This is a genomic window from Streptococcus sp. SCPM-O-B-15294 (M123) (genome assembly GCF_058200455.1).
In genome coordinates this window covers 44,413-63,038 of sequence record NZ_JBYQGU010000008.1, presented here as the reverse complement: position 1 = coordinate 63,038, position 18,626 = coordinate 44,413, and the positions used below count along the sequence as shown (strand labels likewise).

Annotated in this window: 13 protein-coding genes and 1 pseudogene; 8 read left to right on the top strand and 6 right to left on the bottom strand. The window is 41.3% G+C overall.

What is annotated here, in order from left to right; genetic code table 11:
- Window positions 1-5 precede the first annotated feature (5 nt).
- Window positions 6-868 (bottom strand): annotated as a pseudogene (locus tag AC3E8G_RS06570) (GH25 family lysozyme).
- A 256-nt stretch (window positions 869-1,124) separates the two neighbouring features.
- Here AC3E8G_RS06570 and ftsW point away from each other — a divergent pair.
- From ftsW to tpiA, 4 genes are all read left to right on the top strand, one after another.
- Window positions 1,125-2,363, top strand: coding sequence for a cell division peptidoglycan polymerase FtsW (ftsW, locus tag AC3E8G_RS06565; protein WP_490677311.1), 1,239 nt, complete (start codon window positions 1,125-1,127; stop codon window positions 2,361-2,363).
- A 28-nt stretch (window positions 2,364-2,391) separates the two neighbouring features.
- Window positions 2,392-5,217 (top strand): phosphoenolpyruvate carboxylase, encoded by a 2,826-nt coding sequence (gene ppc, locus AC3E8G_RS06560; protein ID WP_490677310.1) that lies wholly within the window; start codon window positions 2,392-2,394, stop codon window positions 5,215-5,217.
- 312 nt (window positions 5,218-5,529) lie between these two features.
- The gene (gene tuf / locus AC3E8G_RS06555; protein ID WP_006595927.1) at window positions 5,530-6,726 is read left to right on the top strand and encodes an elongation factor Tu; all 1,197 of its coding nucleotides are present in this window, start codon (window positions 5,530-5,532) and stop codon (window positions 6,724-6,726) included.
- Between the two features lie 163 nt (window positions 6,727-6,889).
- A complete protein-coding gene (tpiA, locus tag AC3E8G_RS06550; protein WP_006595928.1) occupies window positions 6,890-7,648 on the top strand; it encodes a triose-phosphate isomerase in 759 nt (252 codons plus the stop codon).
- 78 nt (window positions 7,649-7,726) lie between these two features.
- Here tpiA and AC3E8G_RS06545 read toward each other — a convergent pair whose 3' ends face one another.
- The 4 genes from AC3E8G_RS06545 to AC3E8G_RS06530 are packed head-to-tail and all read right to left on the bottom strand — an operon-like array spanning window position 7,727 to window position 12,234.
- Window positions 7,727-8,902: an aminoacyltransferase gene (locus AC3E8G_RS06545; protein WP_306474791.1), complete on the bottom strand. Its 1,176-nt coding sequence runs from the start codon at window positions 8,900-8,902 to the stop codon at window positions 7,727-7,729.
- 8 nt (window positions 8,903-8,910) lie between these two features.
- Window positions 8,911-10,125 (bottom strand): aminoacyltransferase, encoded by a 1,215-nt coding sequence (locus AC3E8G_RS06540; protein WP_023027076.1) that lies wholly within the window; start codon window positions 10,123-10,125, stop codon window positions 8,911-8,913.
- On the bottom strand, window positions 10,125-10,934 hold the full coding sequence (yidA, locus tag AC3E8G_RS06535) for a sugar-phosphatase (protein ID WP_154853404.1): 810 nt from the start codon (window positions 10,932-10,934) through the stop codon (window positions 10,125-10,127). The genes AC3E8G_RS06540 and yidA overlap by 1 nt, the downstream gene beginning before the upstream one ends.
- Window positions 10,924-12,234: an HD domain-containing protein gene (locus AC3E8G_RS06530; RefSeq protein WP_048688696.1), complete on the bottom strand. Its 1,311-nt coding sequence runs from the start codon at window positions 12,232-12,234 to the stop codon at window positions 10,924-10,926. Before AC3E8G_RS06530 ends, yidA begins: the two co-directional genes overlap by 11 nt.
- Window positions 12,235-12,344: 110 nt before the next feature.
- On the opposite strand from AC3E8G_RS06530, the gene AC3E8G_RS06525 reads away from it, so the two are divergent.
- From AC3E8G_RS06525 to AC3E8G_RS06515, 3 genes are all read left to right on the top strand, one after another.
- Complete coding sequence (locus AC3E8G_RS06525; RefSeq protein ID WP_023023839.1) at window positions 12,345-12,728, top strand: YwiB family protein; 384 nt, start codon at window positions 12,345-12,347, stop codon at window positions 12,726-12,728.
- A 193-nt stretch (window positions 12,729-12,921) separates the two neighbouring features.
- Window positions 12,922-15,606, top strand: coding sequence for a cation-translocating P-type ATPase (locus tag AC3E8G_RS06520; protein WP_219074458.1), 2,685 nt, complete (start codon window positions 12,922-12,924; stop codon window positions 15,604-15,606).
- A gap of 120 nt (window positions 15,607-15,726) precedes the next feature.
- The gene (locus AC3E8G_RS06515; protein ID WP_490677309.1) at window positions 15,727-16,395 is read left to right on the top strand and encodes an MIP/aquaporin family protein; all 669 of its coding nucleotides are present in this window, start codon (window positions 15,727-15,729) and stop codon (window positions 16,393-16,395) included.
- Between the two features lie 58 nt (window positions 16,396-16,453).
- On the opposite strand, the gene AC3E8G_RS06510 is transcribed toward AC3E8G_RS06515, so the two are convergent.
- The gene (locus tag AC3E8G_RS06510; RefSeq protein WP_490677308.1) at window positions 16,454-17,311 is read right to left on the bottom strand and encodes a metallophosphoesterase; all 858 of its coding nucleotides are present in this window, start codon (window positions 17,309-17,311) and stop codon (window positions 16,454-16,456) included.
- A 197-nt stretch (window positions 17,312-17,508) separates the two neighbouring features.
- On the opposite strand from AC3E8G_RS06510, the gene prfB reads away from it, so the two are divergent.
- A protein-coding gene (gene prfB / locus AC3E8G_RS06505) for a peptide chain release factor 2 (RefSeq protein WP_490677307.1) occupies window positions 17,509-18,604 on the top strand; the annotation gives its coding sequence in 2 pieces (ribosomal slippage) (window positions 17,509-17,580 and window positions 17,582-18,604; 1,095 coding nt in all).
- Window positions 18,605-18,626: the final 22 nt, after the last annotated feature.

Genomic DNA, 18,626 nt, shown 5'->3' with positions numbered 1-18,626 from the left:
CTCTTTTAATTTTTTTCGACTGTAAATAGTTTTCGGTAGATCTTTTCTTGATCTTGTGTTGGCGCAATCTGGTTCAAGTCCAAGTAGTGGGTAAAGCCATTCAATTGCCCTGAGAGGTGTACTGATGAAGATCATACTCGTTATCAGTAGATGGAGCTGCATTGTAGTAGCCGTCATCATAGCCATAAGTTGGAATCCAGAGGGCGGTAAATTTATCAGTGGAGATACTATGTTCTTCCATGAAATAGGTCCCGATATAGATTCCGATATTTTTGGCTCCCAATGATTCTAGCTTGGCACGGAAAGCTTCCACTCCAGCGTTCATATCATCCATGGTTTTTTCTTCTACATCCAACCAATAATAGGTTGGTTTGTATTTTTTGGACGCCTGATAGAACTCTTCTGCTTCCTTTTCCATTTCTTTTTTGTCCTTGGCAGCTACGTAAGCATATACCGCAACTGGAATATTTCGTTTTTGAAACTCTTTAATATGAGTTTCGTATGATTTGTCAATTCCATTTAAATAAGTCGCAGCATTTTCTTTTTTAGCTTGAGCGCCACTATGAACTCGAACAATGACTCCAGAAACATTCTGTGCTAAGAGATCATAATCAATCTCGCTTGGCAATTGCCAACCAGAGATATCAATAATTGGTCGATTCAAAAATTCTTGATCTAATTCTTCAACTGAGTCAGAAGAAGAGGAAGATGGGATTTTTGTTTGATTGGTTGTCTTTGCCTCTTGTAGGGTCTTGTTTCTAGCAAGTTGATTCCTTTGGATATCTGCTACTGTTTTAGAAATTATCAAAAAGGAAAAGATACTTGCGAAAAAGACAAAGAGGACAATTGGTTTAATCCTTTTTCTCATACAGAATCATTTTACCGTAAAAGATGGAAAAAGGCAAAACAAAGGGTCCGAAAACAGGAAAAACAAGATGATATTATAGTGAATCAGAGGGTTGATTTTCCTTGCTTCCTCACAATAGTTGAAGTAGAAATAAGAGTTAGACTGGTCTGTTTGATCATCTTTTGAAAGTGAAAACCGAATCTTATTTGGTCTTTCCTTTTTTTTACTATTGAAAGGTGATATAATGAAATTTGAAAATTAGAAGTATGGGTGTTACATGAAATTAGAAAAACGTCATTTTTTAAACTATTCAATCCTGATCCCTTACCTCCTTTTGTCAGTATTGGGATTGATTGTAGTCTACTCGACAACGAGTGCCTTAGCCATCCAAAAAGGGGTTAGTCCATTTGGTATGATCAGAAGCCAGGGGATCTTTTTTGTTCTAAGTTTGATCACTATTTTGATTACCTATAAGGTGAAATTAAATGTCCTTAAGAAAAAGCGCTTCATTGGAATTTTCATTATAGCTGAGACAATCCTTCTCTTGCTATCGCGTTTCATCACAGATACGGTGAATGGTGCACATGGATGGTTGAGTTTTGGAGGTTTCTCTATTCAGCCAGCTGAGTATTTGAAGATTATTATCGTCTGGTACTTGGCCTTGGTCTTCTCCAAAAAGCAAGAAGAAATTCAACGATATGATTACCAAGCGTTAACCCACAATCAATGGCTTCCTCGAGATTTGTCGGATTGGCGTTGGATGGTGCTCTTCCTGATTGCTATTGTAGTCATCATGCCAGACTTAGGAAATGCGACCATTCTTGCACTGACAACCTTAATTATGATTAGTGCAAGTGGGATAGCTTACCGCTGGTTCTCAAGCCTATTAGCTATCCTAGTAGGAGGCTCAACCGTTCTTCTTTATTCTATTCAGCTAATCGGGGTAGAGCGTTTTTCTAAGATCCCTGTCTTTGGCTATGTAGCAAAACGATTCAGTGCTTTTTATAACCCCTTTAATGATTTATCAGATTCGGGACACCAACTAGCCAATTCTTATTACGCCATGAGTAATGGGGGCTGGTTTGGCTTGGGGCTTGGAAATTCGATTGAAAAGCAAGGGTACCTCCCAGAAGCTCATACAGACTTTGTCTTTTCAATCGTTATTGAAGAACTTGGTTTTGTGGGAGCTAGTCTCATCCTAGCCTTGTTGTTCTTCTTAATTTTACGCATTATTCTTGTCGGGATTCGGGCAAGAGATCCATTTAATTCAATGATGGCGATTGGTATAGGAGGGATGCTCCTGACCCAAACCTTCATCAACATTGGTGGGATTTCTGGGCTGATTCCTTCGACAGGGGTGACCTTTCCCTTCCTTTCACAAGGAGGAAATAGTTTGTGGGTCTTATCCATTGCGATTGCCCTTGTCTTAAATATTGATGCGAGTGAAAAGCGCGCCCTAGCTACTCAAGAGGACCCTTCTTACGAGAAGCCTCAGAAAATTCAGAGCTATTACTAAATCGGAGTGAGTAAAGAAAGGAGTTATCATGACTTTACAAAAACTAGAGAGCTATACCAACAAAGAAATTATCAAAGAAGAAGCAGAGATTTTAACCACTATTTTAGAAGATATTGCTAAAAATTTGGTGAGTCCAGAAACCTTTGATAAGATTCTTGAATTGAAAAAACTATCTGTTTCAAAAGACTATTTAAAATTGGATCAAATTGTCAAAGAGCTATCAAATGAAGAGATGACCGTGATTTCTCGTTACTTTGCCATTCTCCCCTTGTTGATTAATATTTCTGAAGATGTCGATTTGGCTTTTGAAATCAATCATCAAAATAATGTGGGGCAAGACTATCTAGGGAAACTATCATCCACCATTCGCCAGGTAGCTGAGACTGAAAATGCACAGGAAATCTTGGAGCACCTCAATGTAGTACCGGTACTGACCGCTCATCCGACCCAAGTGCAACGGAAAACCATGTTGGACTTAACCACTCACATTCACAGTCTTTTGCGCCAACATCGAGATGTAAAAGCTGGCTTGATGAACGAGACCAAATGGTACAATAATTTGCGTCGGAATATCGAAATTATGATGCAAACCGATATGATCCGTGAAAAGAAACTTAAGGTAACCAATGAGATTACCAACGTCATGGAATACTATAATAGCTCCTTCCTTCAGGCTGTTCCCAACTTAATGTTGGAATACAAACGTCTTGCCAAAGAGCAAGGGATTGAGTTGCAACACCCCAAACCGATTACGATGGGAATGTGGATCGGTGGAGACCGGGATGGGAATCCTTTTGTAACTGCAGAGACCTTGAAGCGATCAGCTACGATTCAAAGTGAAGTCATTCTGAACTATTATATTCAGAAAATCTCTAGTCTTTATCGGAACTTCTCCCTCTCTACCAATCTTTCAAAAACCAGTCAAGCGGTTGAAGAGATGGCTGCCCGTTCCAGTGATACATCTGTCTTTAGAGAGAAGGAGCCCTACCGTCGGGCCTTCCATTATATTCAATCCAAGTTGGTCCAAACCTTATTGAATATTAAGGAATGGTCTGTCGTTGGCTCAACAGTAGATGACCGTCATCCGGTTGAGCGTCTTCTCGGTGCTCATACCCATCAACAAGGGGTGGTTTCTGATTATATTGGCAATCGCATCAGTGGAGCTATCCAAGAGTTGGCAGAAGATCGCCCTCCTTATTACGAAACAGTTGAAGAATTTAAACAGGATTTGACTCTTATTCAAGAATCATTGATTGAAAATAAGGCAGAGGCCTTAATCTCAGGAGAGTTTGCTGAGTTATTAGAAGCAGTAGAAGTTTTTGGATTCTTCTTGGCTTCGATCGATATGCGTCAAGATTCGAGTGTCCATGAAGCCTGTGTTGCGGAACTTCTCAAAGAAGCTGGAATCAATGACCATTACAGTGATTTGTCAGAAGACGAAAAGTGCGAGTTGCTTTTACAAGAGTTGTTAGAAGATCCTCGGATTTTATCTGCTACCCATGCAGAAAAATCAGAATTGCTTGAAAAAGAATTAGCTATTTTCCAAACAGCGCGTGAATTAAAAGACCGCTTAGGAGAAGATGTCATTCGCCAAACCATTATTTCTCATGCAACCAGTGTATCGGATATGCTTGAGTTGGCTATCATGCTGAAAGAAGTGGGACTGATTGACAAGGAAAGCGCACGTGTGCAAATTGTTCCCCTCTTTGAGACAATCGAAGACTTGGATCAATCTGAAGATACAATGAGAAAGTATCTATCACTTCCAATTGCTAAACGCTGGATTGCTTCTAAGAATAACTACCAAGAAATTATGCTTGGTTATTCAGATAGTAACAAAGATGGTGGTTATTTATCTTCTTGTTGGACTCTTTATAAGGCCCAGCAACAATTAACAGCGATTGGCGACGAGTTTGGTGTGAAGATTACCTTCTTCCATGGCCGTGGTGGAACAGTTGGTCGTGGGGGCGGTCCAACCTATGAAGCCATCACCTCGCAACCATTGAGATCCATTAATGACCGCATTCGTTTGACGGAGCAAGGTGAGGTCATTGGCAATAAATATGGAAACAAGGATGCAGCTTATTACAACTTGGAAATGTTGGTATCTGCAACGATTAACCGGATGATTGCTAAGAAGAAGAGTGAAAAGAGCATGTCCGATCAGTACAATGAGATTATGGACCAGATTGTCAATCGTAGCTACGATATTTATCGTGAATTGGTGTTTGGCAATGACCATTTCTATGATTACTTCTTCGAATCCAGTCCGATTAAGGCCATTTCTAGTTTCAATATTGGTTCCCGTCCAGCAGCCCGTAAGACCATCAAAGAAATCGGTGGCTTGCGTGCTATTCCTTGGGTCTTCTCATGGTCACAGAGCCGGGTCATGTTCCCTGGTTGGTACGGTGTAGGGTCTAGTTTTAAAGAATTTATTGATGCTGATCCTGAAAACATTGAAACCTTGCGTTATATGTACCAAAAATGGCCATTCTTCAAGTCTCTTCTTTCAAACGTAGATATGGTGCTTTCAAAAGCCAATATGAACATTGCTTTTGAATACGCCAAGCTGTGTGAAGAAGAAGAGGTTCGTGACATCTTCAATATTATCCTGGACGAGTGGCAATTGACTAAGGATGTTATTTTACAGATTGAAGGTCATGATGAACTCTTGGCTGAGAACCCTTATCTAAAAGATAGTTTAGATTATCGTATGCCATACTTTAATGTTCTGAACTATATTCAATTAGAATTAATTAAACGCCAAAGACGCGGTGAATTGCCTGCCGATCAGGACAAGTTGATTCATATCACGATCAATGGTGTCGCGACAGGATTGCGTAATTCTGGTTAATCGTGACCCCTTAAAACCAATCCCAATTAAAGGGATTGGTTTTTTAATGGAATAAAGTGAAAATGATTGTGAAAAAACATGTAAAATAGGTCGCAAAGAATGAAATATCCAGCTGTTTATTTCAAAAAAGAAGTGGAAATGAGATTTCACAAACTTTCATTTAGATAAATTCCTTTAAGAAAAAAGAAATAAGAAAAAAAGCTAGTAAAACACTTGCAATTTAGACGAAATTTGATAAAATAGTAAGGAAAGTTAGACTGTATTGCCTACTGTCTATCTATAAAATATATTTTATTGGAGGCTTTTACTCAAATGGCAAAAGAAAAATACGATCGTAGTAAACCACACGTTAACATTGGTACTATCGGACACGTTGACCACGGTAAAACTACCCTAACTGCAGCTATCACAACTGTTTTGGCACGTCGCTTGCCTTCATCAGTTAACCAACCTAAAGACTATGCGTCTATCGATGCTGCTCCAGAAGAACGCGAACGCGGTATCACTATCAACACTGCGCACGTTGAGTACGAAACTGAAAAACGTCACTACGCTCACATCGACGCTCCAGGACACGCGGACTACGTTAAAAACATGATCACTGGTGCCGCTCAAATGGACGGAGCTATCCTTGTAGTAGCTTCAACTGACGGACCAATGCCACAAACTCGTGAGCACATCCTTCTTTCACGTCAGGTTGGTGTTAAACACTTGATCGTCTTCATGAACAAAGTTGACTTGGTTGACGATGAAGAATTGCTTGAATTGGTTGAAATGGAAATCCGTGACCTTCTTTCAGAATACGATTTCCCAGGTGATGACCTTCCAGTTATCCAAGGTTCAGCTCTTAAAGCTCTTGAAGGTGATGCTAAATACGAAGACATCATCATGGACTTGATGAACACTGTTGATGAGTACATCCCAGAACCAGAACGCGATACTGACAAACCATTGCTTCTTCCAGTCGAAGACGTATTCTCAATCACTGGACGTGGTACTGTAGCATCAGGACGTATCGACCGTGGTATCGTTAAAGTCAACGACGAAATCGAAATCGTTGGTATTAAAGAAGAAATCCAAAAAGCGGTTGTTACTGGTGTTGAAATGTTCCGTAAACAACTTGACGAAGGTCTTGCAGGGGACAACGTTGGTGTGCTTCTTCGTGGTATCCAACGTGATGAAATCGAACGTGGACAAGTTATCGCTAAACCAGGTTCAATCAACCCACACACTAAATTCAAAGGTGAAGTTTACATCCTTACTAAAGAAGAAGGTGGACGTCATACTCCATTCTTCAACAACTACCGTCCACAGTTCTACTTCCGTACAACTGACGTAACTGGATCTATCGAACTTCCAGCTGGAACTGAAATGGTAATGCCTGGTGATAACGTGACTATCGACGTTGAGTTGATCCACCCAATCGCCGTTGAACAAGGTACTACATTCTCAATCCGTGAAGGTGGACGTACTGTTGGTTCAGGTATGGTTACTGAAATCGAAGCTTAATTCGATCTAGTTCCCAGATTAACAATTATATAGACAGACAGAAAACCCCGTGAAGACGGGGTTTTTATTGTTTTATAAAGTAAAAGAGTTTGTGCAACCTTTCATTATCACGAAAATTATGGTAAAATAGTTAGTATAAAATTAGAAAAACGAGGTATGTGAAATGTCACGTAAACCATTTATTGCTGGTAACTGGAAAATGAACAAAAACCCAGAAGAAGCTAAAGCATTCGTTGAAGCAGTAGCATCAAAACTTCCTTCATCTGATCTTGTTGAAGCTGGGATTGCTGCACCTGCTCTTGACTTGACAACTGTTCTTGCTGCTGCTAAAGGTTCAAACCTTAAAGTTGCTGCTCAAAACTGCTACTTTGAAAACGCTGGTGCCTTCACTGGTGAAACTAGCCCACAAGTTTTGAAAGAAATCGGTACGGACTATGTTGTGATCGGTCACTCAGAACGTCGTGATTACTTCCACGAAACAGACGAAGACATCAACAAAAAAGCAAAAGCAATCTTTGCTAATGGTTTGCTTCCAATCATCTGTTGTGGTGAAAGTCTTGAAACTTACGAAGCTGGTAAAGCGGCTGAATTCGTAGGTGCTCAAGTATCTGCTGCTTTGGCTGGTTTGACTCCTGAGCAAGTAGCTGCATCTGTTATCGCTTATGAGCCAATCTGGGCGATCGGTACTGGTAAATCTGCATCACAAGACGATGCACAAAAAATGTGTAAAGTGGTTCGTGACGTTGTAGCTGCTGACTTCGGTCAAGAAGTAGCTGACAAAGTACGTGTCCAATACGGTGGTTCAGTGAAACCTGAAAACGTTGCTGAGTACATGGCTTGTCCAGACGTTGATGGAGCTCTTGTTGGTGGTGCATCACTTGATCCAGAAAGCTTCTTGGCATTGTTGAACTTCGTAAACTAATCGAAAATATATAAGACGAGAGATTTCTCGTCTTTTTTTATCTTAAAAAAACCAGCTAGTAAGCTGGCTTTTGTTTTTTTATGAGCGTCCTAAGATTCGTTTGATCAAGGACAAGGCTTTAAATTTCAGAGGATTTGGGTAATAACGGAAGGTTCCCATCTTACGAACGATATAGCCATTGAAGTTTTGTTTAAAACGAAGAACGCCGTCTGAACCGTCGAAGATCCCTTGAATACCAAGGAAATTGTATAAGGTGATTCCTTTTTCTAGTGCACGCTTCATGGCATGGTATTGAATCAAGAAGGCTGCAGAGAATTTCTGATATTTGGTATACGAACCACCAAACAAATAGGTCACTTCTGATGGATTATAGATGATCAGGGCGCAGGCTAAGGGTACTGTTTCAACCGTTTCGTCCGCCAAGGTCTCCCGGACAATTGTCTTTTGTTTCTCTAATTTTTGCAATTGTTGCTCATATTGTTTGGATGAAGGATTGAGCAAGGAAATCTTCTGGTCTAAGTAAGCGATTGCATCTGCTGTATTGATTTCAGCAATGAGAAATTCTGCTTTGTCTCCAAAGGTATCATAGAGATCGTAGTAGTAGTCCAGGCTCTTGTCTTCAAAGCCTTGACGTTTTCCAGTTTCCTCAATAATTTGTTTAAACTGAGGGATCTCATCTCTACTAATATTTCGGATGGAAATGTCATAGTTAAGGGCAGTCGTAATATTACGGCTACAGTTTTTGTTGAAGGATTTTAGGAGAGATTTCGCATCATAATCAGTTAGGTCTTTCAGATAATGCCAAACAGGTTCTCCTCCTGGATAGCCTACTTGTAAGCCATCAAATTGATAGCCAAGATCCAGTAATGAATGGAGAAGTTGTTTTTGCTCTTCTTCGGTCGGGTTTCCATTGCTATCGAAAACTTGATAGTGGTCATAAGGTTTTAAAATAAATTCGATACCACCATTTTCTTTTACATAATCCTGCAATGCTTCGTAAAAATCTGGTAGGTAGCGAGCATCCGTCACGATTGGTCCACTATTGATTTCGTAATGCAAGCCTCCTGTCATGGGTAGGCTATATAAAATGGCAGAGATAGCTAATGTTCCTTGCTCTTTCCATCCAATATATTGAATAGTTGCGCCTCTTTTTTGAAGCAAATCAGCCATTTCAATACTCTGTAAAAAAGAGTGATTGGAAGTAGTAAGAGAGTGTTGGTAAAATTCTTCCCTACTAATAATATTGAATGTCATAGGTCACCTTACTGTTTATTTCTTAGTTTTTTTCGTAATTGATAGGCCTTGTTAACAAGGGGATAAAGAATACTTGTTGGGAGGTTGAATTCGCCAACAAATTCTTCGATCATTGGATTAAATTTTGACTTGAAGTGGTAGAGTCCTCCATCTAAATGGTTCTCAACTCCTCCCATATTTTGCCAATCAGCTCCACGGTCAAAGGCATGCTGGGCTGTTTCATACCAAGTCAAAATAGCTGGTTGATAACGGCGGAAGTTCTCATCCATCCCTGCATAGACATTCTCTGAAGTGCCTCCAAATTCAAGAGTCAAGGTTCCAGAAAGAGAAACGATTTCTTGGCCGTCTTTTAGCTCTTGATTGAGAAATTGGATTTCTTCTTCCAAACGTTCTTTTTCTTGACGGTTGTTGTCAATCTTGCCTGGTTTTGTTTTTTCGTTAAAACGACTAGCTTCTGCTTGATTTTTTTCCAGTTGCTCTTTGAGTGAAGCAAGGCGTTGAGCCAAGTTAATTCTTGATAGAGTGATGTAAGATTGTCCTGCATAGGTTGTTAGCAGTTTCTCATAATAGTCTTTTCCACGAAGATGGATACCTTTACGAGCCTCTGTTTTTTTCATTAGAGCTGCAAATTCGTCTAAGAGTTCAGTGCCTCCAAAGATGACTTCGACTCCTTTATTTCGGGCGGTCCGAATGGCTTGCTTGGTGGATTTAGACAGTTGGTCCTCTGTGAAGTATTCCTTGTAGATATTGGCCTGGAAACGTGGTTGAATGGTTTCCCCCATATCTTCCGTCCGACCAACCCATTCCACTCCACATTCTTTTAAAGATTGGATAATCTCTAAAGTAGCCTCTTGATCCTTTGCCTCTTGGCCAATTAACCCTTTTCTAAGGAAAAGAGAGGGATCAAATTTGGCGAAAACAGCTCGCTTACTTTTAGCATATGTTTTGATGGATTGGAGCATAAAGGACACTAATTGGCTATTTTGGTAATCCATTATAGGTCCACGTGGGATATAGAGCATAGTAAAACCAAGTGGGAGTGGTTGGATTAAAATACTTGCAACTGCAACTAGTTTTTGATCTTGGTAAATCCCAAGGCGTTCATTGCCCCAGTTATCTTTGATCTTTGCCCAATCTGAGCTTTGAAGCAAATTGGTTTGGGGGCTATTTTTAACGAATTCATCATGTTCTTCGGCTGTAATACCGATTTTATAACTATACATTAATGGAGTACCCACTTTCTAAGGGCGTAAGCGACACCCGACTCATCGTTGGAGCGCGTGACGACTTTAGCGATCTTTTTTAATTCAGGACTGGCATTGTCCATTGCTACAGGGAGACCAGCAACCTCTAGCATAGCCTGGTCGTTTTCTTGATCTCCGACCGCCATCACTTGGTCCGGACTTAGGTTTAACTTGGACGCTAACTGTAAGAGGGCTTGACCTTTATTTACTGTCTTAGGTAATATCTCAAGGTAAAAAGGTGCGGAACGCACAATCGTAAATCGATCGTAAAAATTATCCGGAATAGCGGAGAGGACCGTTTCTAAGATGTCTGGTTCATCGACATACATACACTTGAGAACCGTATGGTGCTCCATTTCTTCAGGAGTCCGATAGAAAAGATCCGAGTGGACCAATTTGGCTTCATGGACGGTATAGGTACCAATGTTACGATTAGCTGTATAAATGCCAGACTTGGTACTAGCGTGCATAGGAACAGCCAACTTACGAGCTAGCGCTTCAATATCCAAATAATCGTTGTAGGAGAGGTGTTCTTCATAGAGAGTTTCACCAGTGTGGGCGTCTTGAATCAGTCCCCCATTGAAGGTGATGACGAGGTCACCTGGTTGATCCAAATGAAGTTCCTCCAACAATCGAAGGACACCAGAACGAGGACGACCAGTTGCTAAGACAACATGAACCCCTTGAGCTTTGGCATCTTGGATAGCCTGGAAAACTTCGGGGGTTACTTGGCCGTCAGACGTTAAAAGGGTTCCATCGATATCCAAGGCAACAAGTTTAATGTTCATGTTTCTCTCCTGTGAAGGTATCGTTAATAATATAGGACTGGAATAATTGTAGTTGAGGTGTAAACAAGCTATTTTCAAGCAACATTTCTTTCGGGAAATAGAAGCGGTTATCCCCTTGTCTACTACCAGCTAAGGAAGCAACGATAGGAGAGAGTAAGGATAGCTCAGCTAATTTACCATCCTTTTGGATGATCTCAATTTGAGTACGAGGTTTTTCTGAATCTGGTCGGTAAACGTCGTAAGGAAGGTCAAAGTTTCGATGGATAGCTGTATAATAGATCGGATCAAAACCAACCTCTTGAATCAGTTGTTTGAGAGCAGCTAATTGTTTTTCATCCTTATCTTGAAAGAGAATGGATTTGAAAACCTTGCGATTGATAAAACGCTGGGCCAAATCAGAGAGAACAGAATCAGGACTCTCCATCCAAGATTGAAAATAGGTATTCATGACGCCGTCGTCCAAAGCCAAGTAATCGGCAAGGTTCACTTGGTGTTCAAAGAATGGAATCAAGCGAGGTGAAGTCGCGTGAAAGAACTCCTTGTGCGTAGCATAGAGATGACGTGCTCGCTTGAGTAGGTTTTGCAATAGGACTTCCATTGCTCTAGTGGCTGGGTGAAAGTAGACCTGCATATACATTTGGTAACGAGAAACAACATAATCTTCAACCGCATGCATCCCATTGACCTGAAAGGCAATCCCGTTTTCTACTGGACGAATAACACGCAAAATACGAGTTAAATCAAAGTTCCCGTAAGAGGCACCAGTGAAGTAGGCGTCTCGTAGAAGGTAATCCATGCGATCGACATCAATCTGACTAGAAATTAACTGCACCACTTGTTTATTAGGGTAGGTGTGGTCGATAACACTGGCAACCTTTTGAGGGAAATCTGGAGCTACTTGAATTAAAATCTGGTAGATTTCCGTTTCAGGACAGGTAATGATTTCCTGGGTCATTTTTTCATGATCTGTATCAAATAGTCCTTCAAAGGTATGTGAATAGGCCCCGTGTCCAATGTCATGGAGCAAGGCGGCAACCATGGTAAGGAGGGATTCACTCGAGTCCCATTGGTCGGTGTATTTCTCATCAAAGATAGATAAGATGCGACGAGCAATTTCGTAGGCTCCTAGACAGTGCGAAAAACGACTATGCTCGCCCCCATGAAAGGTAAACCCGGAGGTTCCCAACTGTTTGATGCGACGTAGTCGTTGAAATTCTTTTGTATTAATGAGCTTGTAAATGACTGGGTGATCCACGTGGATATAGTTGTGCACAGGATCCCGAAATACTTTTTCATTCATGCCTCTATTATAGCAGAAAACGGCCTAAATTGGTATCGAGAGATGGTTGCAATAGGAAAAATAAAGAAGTTTTTGGTAAAATAAAGGAAAGAGGGAAAGGATGGGAACTTTTGAAAATTAGAATACAAAATCAGATTCAATTTGATGATCAACTCGAAGTGATGGATCAATATTACGAAGGGGAATGGAAGGAAAAGGGTGGCTATCACTATCTGCTTTACGTCAACGAAGAAGGAGAAAAAGTAGCTTTGAAATTCCATGATCAAGAATTGACCATGACTCGCTTCTCAACTCCAAAATCCATCATGAAATTTATGGCTTCAGAGAAAGGTCATGCACTCATTCCAACTCCCCTAGGCATGCAGCAATTTGTGATTGATACCAAGGAATATGTATTGGAGCAAAATAAGCTTGGTTTGTCCTATCAGTTGTTGACGGCAGATGAAAGTCAGCAATTCGCTACCTATCACTTAGAATTGACTTGGGAAGACTAGTTTATCAGTAGTTTTTCTTGATTTTTTTACGAGTTGTGGTATAATGAAACCACTCAAGGGAGTAGCTGGCGGATTTCCCGCGATAGTGTCGTCATTCCGAATTATTTCCGGCACTATATTAAACAGCGAGACTTGTTTTTTTAAAAAACAGGTCTCTTTTTTTGTAAAAGAGGCCAAAAAGGAGGAGACTATTTTGTCAAAAGAACAAAATAAAGACTTGTTTTACACGCAAACTGCAGAAGAAGTCCTAAAGAATTTGGACTCATCTATCGAAGGTTTGTCAACTGCTCAAGCTCAAGAACGCTTAGCGACTTATGGTCGAAATGAGTTGGAAGAGGGCGAGAAACGTAGCCTACTAGCTAAATTCCTTGATCAATTTAAGGATTTGATGATTATCATCTTGCTTGCGGCAGCGGCACTTTCTGTTATTACAGAAGGAATGGATGGTTTAACAGATGCCTTGATCATCTTGGCCGTAGTTGTCTTGAATGCTGCCTTTGGTGTTTACCAAGAAGGTCAAGCAGAAGCGGCTATCGAAGCTCTGAAAAATATGTCTAGCCCGATGGCACGTGTTCGTCGTGATGGTCATGTCATTGAGATCGACTCAAAAGAATTGGTACCTGGAGACATCGTCTTGCTAGAAGCTGGAGATGTCGTGCCTGCAGATATGCGTTTGTTTGAAGCAGCTTCCCTTAAAATTGAAGAAGCAGCTCTTACAGGGGAGTCTGTGCCAGTTGAAAAAGATGTGACAGGACTTGTTGAAGCAGATGCTGGTATCGGGGATCGTGTTAACATGGGTTACCAAAACTCAAATGTAACTTATGGTCGTGGGATTGGTGTCGTAACAAACACTGGTATGTATACAGAAGTTGGTAAGATTGCAGATATGTTGGCTAATGCCGATGAGACTGAAACACCATTGAAGCAAAGCTTGGAACAATTATCTAAAGCCTTGACTTACTTAATCGTTGTGATTGCGGTCATTACTTTCTTGGTTGGTGTCTTCGTTCGTGGTGAACATCCGTTGGAAGGCTTGATGGTTGCGGTAGCCCTTGCGGTTGCGGCGATTCCAGAAGGTCTTCCTGCCATTGTAACCATCGTTCTCTCTTTGGGAACGACAACCCTTGCTAAACGCAATTCAATCGTTCGTAAATTGCCAGCCGTTGAAACACTTGGTTCAACAGAAATCATCGCATCTGATAAAACAGGTACCTTGACCATGAACCAAATGACAGTTGAGAAGGTTTATACCAACGGTCAATTGCAAAGCTCGGCAGCTGAGATTGCTGCTAGCAACAATACCCTTCGCATCATGAACTTTGCCAATGATACCAAGGTAGACCCATCTGGCAAATTGATTGGGGACCCAACTGAGACAGCCCTTGTACAGTTTGGTTTGGACCACAACTTCGACGTCCGTGAAGTCTTGAAGGATGAGCCACGTGTGGCTGAATTGCCATTTGACTCAGACCGGAAACTCATGTCTACCATTCATAAGGAAGCAGATGGCTCTTACTTTATCGCTGTGAAGGGTGCACCTGACCAATTGCTCAAACGTGTGACTCGTATTGAAGTCGATGGGGAAGTTCGCCCAATCACAGAGGAAGATAAGAAAGCTATCCTTGCTACCAACAAAGACTTGGCCAAACAAGCCCTTCGTGTCTTGATGATGGCTTATAAGACAAGCAATGAAATTCCAACCTTAGAATCTGAAATTGTTGAATCTGACCTTATCTTCTCTGGTTTGGTCGGCATGATTGACCCTGAACGTCCAGAAGCTGCAGAAGCTGTTCGTGTCGCTAAGGAGGCAGGCATTCGTCCAATCATGATTACTGGTGACCACCAAGATACAGCGGAAGCTATCGCCAAACGTCTTGGAATCATCGATCCAAATGATACAGAAGACCATGTCTTCACTGGTGCTGAGTTGAATGAACTCACTGATGAAGAATTCCAAAAAGTCTTCAAGCAATACTCTGTTTACGCGCGTGTATCGCCTGAGCACAAGGTTCGGATTGTGAAAGCATGGCAAAAAGAAGGCAAGGTTGTTGCCATGACTGGTGACGGGGTCAACGATGCGCCATCACTTAAGACTGCTGATATTGGTATCGGTATGGGGATTACTGGTACAGAGGTTTCTAAGGGAGCTTCTGATATGGTCCTTGCCGATGATAACTTCGCAACCATTATCGTAGCAGTTGAAGAAGGACGTAAGGTCTTCTCCAATATTCAAAAATCCATCCAATACCTCTTGTCTGCTAATATGGCTGAGGTCTTCACTATCTTCTTTGCAACCCTCTTTGGTTGGGACGTTCTTCAACCAGTGCATCTATTATGGATTAACTTGGTAACAGATACGCTACCAGCTATCGCTCTTGGTGTGGAACCAGCTGAGCCAGGTGTCATGACCCACAAACCTCGTGGACGTAAGTCCAACTTCTTTGACGGTGGGGTCTTTGGAGCCATCCTTTATCAAGGAATCTTCCAAACTATCTTGGTACTTGGCGTATACGGATGGGCAATTCTTTTCCCAGAGCACCAGAGTCACGCAGAAATCCATGCAGATGCTTTGACTATGGCCTTTGCGACTCTCGGTTTAATCCAATTGCTCCATGCCTTTAACGTGAAATCGGTCTATCAATCGATCTTTAAAGTGGGACTCTTCAAGAACAAGACCTTTAACTGGTCTATCCCAGTAGCCTTTATTCTCTTAATGGCAACCATTATGGTACCTGGATTTAATAAACTCTTCCACGTTTCAAACTTGAGTTTGACGCAATGGTTGGTGGTTGCTGTAGGTGCAATTATGATTGTGGTTCTTGTTGAAATTGTCAAAGCCGTCCAACGTGCACTCGGTAAGGATAAAAACGCTATTTAAGCATTGAAAAGTCATCTTCGGATGGCTTTTTTTGTGTGCAGAAATGTCTGGGCATATTTCTTGAGGCGAGAGTCAATTTTTGATAAACTAGACGACAGTTTGAAGAAAGGAAACTATATTATGAAAAAGTTTTTTGCTGAAGTAATCGGCACATTTATGCTTGTCTTTATCGGGACTGGCGCTGTTGTTTTTGGAAATGGAACTGAAGGTCTTGGGCATCTAAGAATTGCCTTGGCATTTGGTTTGTCAATTGTTGCAGCTGCATACTCTATTGGGACTGTTTCTGGTGCCCACTTGAACCCAGCTGTTTCTATTGCTATGTTTGTCAACAAACGCTTGTCATCTAAAGACTTGGTCAACTACATTGTAGCGCAAGTAGTGGGAGCTTTCCTTGCGACTGCTTCTGTCTTCTTCCTTTTGTCCAATTCAGGTATGTCAACAGCTAGTCTTGGTGAAAATGCCTTGGCTAAAGGAGTAACCCCATTTGGCGGTTTCTTGTTCGAAGTGATTGCATCCTTTATCTTTATCTTGGTCATTATGACAGTGACATCAGCTTCTAAAGGAAATGGTAAAATCGCTGGTCTTGTGATCGGTTTGAGCTTGACCTTGATCATTCTTGTTGGTTTGAATATTACAGGACTTTCTGTTAACCCAGCTCGTAGCTTGGCTCCTGCTCTCTTTGTAGGTGGTGCAGCCCTTCAACAAATTTGGATCTTTATCCTTGCTCCAATCGTTGGTGGTATCTTGGCAGCTCTTGTTGCAAAGAATCTCCTTGAAACAGAAGAATAAGCTATTTTAACGAAAAAAGATTTCGACTCCTTATGGGATCGAAATCTTTTTATTTTTTTTAGCAGTCAAGGATGGTTAAAGCTTGACGAAATTCATTTGCTAAATGTTGTCTTTTGTATTGATGAAATTCAGGTAAGCCCTTCACAGCATTGTAGCGTTTATGAAGACGATACATGTGAGGGATCTTGTACTGTGGATAGGCCTTGAAAAAGTCTTCTGTTAGTTGCCACTCTCGAATATAGCCAAGAGGCCGCATGTGATAATGGACGTTATCGATGGCTCTGGAAGGATGGCGATGATGCAAGTGTCCGAAGACGACATCCGCTACCTCGTGCTTTACAAAGAGATCGTGAAAAGCTTGACTACCTAAGAAGGCATTAAATTTCTGAAAGTAGGGATGACTAACGAGGAAGTCCTTGTGGGGGACAAAGTGAAGAGCGACGATGATTCTACCATCTAAAGAAGCGAGGACCTGATCCAATCGGTTGAGAACTTCTTGCGTGATAGTTGGATCATCTAAAGGACGTTCCAATCTTCGATCAAACCAGAAAGTATTCTTGGTACGTAGGTGAGCCTCCTTACTCTTTTCAGGAACAAAGCTATAATCGTACCATCCAGCAAGAGATACTAAATGGCTGTCCCCAAAGGTCTGGACCTGAAAATCATACTGCTTGATTTCTTCTTCTGAAAGAGATAGCATATCGTGATTGCCCAGGTTAAAGGAGACAGGAAACTGTCTTTGGAGGTCCTGAATGAAGGGGAGACTTATCTGTTTAAAGTCATTGGAGATGTCTCCAGCTAGATGAAGGTGGTCAATCTGTTCTTCTTGTAGGACCTGAAGGAGTTGAATGCGTTCGGCCTCGCCAAACTGATTGGAATCCAGGTGCAGGTCACTCATAAAACCAATACGTGTCATATCACTAGTGTATCATAAGTTGATGAGAAAGAGAAAGGTAACCATCATGTAACAAATCTAACAATTATGTAACAAGGGAGGTGACAACGGCCTGGTTTTATGCGATTTTTGTAAGGTAAACCATTCTTACTATCTCTTACTATGTGCAAATGACGGGGTTTGTGGTATAATAGACTGATACTTAGAAAGAGGTACTTATGGATATTTCAGAAATCCGTCAGAAAATTGACGCAAATCGTGAAAAATTAGCTTCTTTCAGGGGGTCTCTTTGACTTAGAGGCATTGGAAGAAGAAATTGCCATTTTAGAAAATAAAATGACAGAACCTGATTTTTGGGATGATAATATTGCGGCGCAAAAGACATCCCAGGAATTAAATGAGTTGAAACAAACCTATGAGAATTTCCATCAAATGACAGACTTGTTTGATGAATCCGAAATCCTTCTTGAGTTTCTCTCAGAAGATGAATCCGTTCACGAAGAGCTAGAAGAGAAGTTGACAGAGTTGGATAAGATGATGACCAGTTATGAGATGACGCTTCTCTTATCAGAACCCTATGATAATAATAATGCAATCTTGGAAATCCATCCGGGATCTGGTGGTACTGAGGCTCAGGACTGGGGGGATATGCTTCTTCGGATGTATACTCGTTTTGGGAATGCTCATGGTTTCAAAGTTGAAGTCTTGGACTATCAGGCTGGAGATGAGGCTGGGATTAAATCCGTTACCTTGTCTTTTGAAGGACCGCATGCCTATGGGTTGTTGAAATCAGAAATGGGCGTTCACCGTTTGGTACGAATCTCGCCATTCGACTCAGCTAAACGTCGCCATACTTCCTTCACGTCAGTTGAAGTCATGCCAGAATTGGATGATACAATTGAAGTAGAAGTCCGAGATGACGATATCAAGATGGATACCTTCCGTTCGGGTGGAGCTGGTGGACAGAATGTCAACAAGGTTTCAACAGGTGTTCGTTTGACCCATATCCCGACAGGGATTGTGGTTGCTTCGACAGTTGACCGGACTCAGTACGGAAACCGTGACCGTGCAATGAAAATGTTGCAGGCAAAACTTTATCAATTGGAGCAAGAAAAGAAGGCAGCTGAAGTGGATTCCTTAAAGGGTGATAAAAAAGAAATCACCTGGGGAAGTCAGATTCGCTCCTACGTCTTTACTCCATACACCATGGTGAAAGACCACCGTACAAGCTATGAAGTAGCCCAAGTTGATAAAGTAATGGACGGAGATATTGATGGCTTTATTGATGCCTATTTAAAATGGCGTCTCAATTAAAGTCCTCCTTCTATATAAAATG